At 67.9% G+C, this 237-nt stretch carries 1 protein-coding gene; it reads right to left on the reverse strand.

Features of this window, described 5'->3' with window-relative positions; all coding sequences use genetic code 11:
• A partial coding sequence (locus ACQG3P_RS23375) for a hypothetical protein (RefSeq protein WP_426806376.1) occupies nt 1-237 on the reverse strand: 237 nt, incomplete at both ends.

A 237-nucleotide genomic window follows, 5' to 3' on the forward strand; every position in this document is an offset into this window, starting at 1 on the left:
CTGCAGGACCATGGCCTGTTCGCCGGTGGCGCTGAGGGTACCGCCTGCATTCTGCAGGCTGCCGGCTATGACCTTGATGTCGCGCGCGGCGGTGGTACCGCCGCTGATGTCCAGGGTCTCGCCTACAAGGTTCAGCGCGCCATTGCTGACGATGCGGCCAGCCGCGCCCCGCAGGGTCTGCACGTTGATCTGCAGCTGGCCGTCGCCTGCCTGCTCGATGGCGCCGCAGCGGTTGTA

The sequence above is a fragment of the Stenotrophomonas sp. SrG genome (assembly GCF_050031795.1).
Taxonomy (GTDB): domain Bacteria; phylum Pseudomonadota; class Gammaproteobacteria; order Xanthomonadales; family Xanthomonadaceae; genus Stenotrophomonas; species Stenotrophomonas rhizophila_A.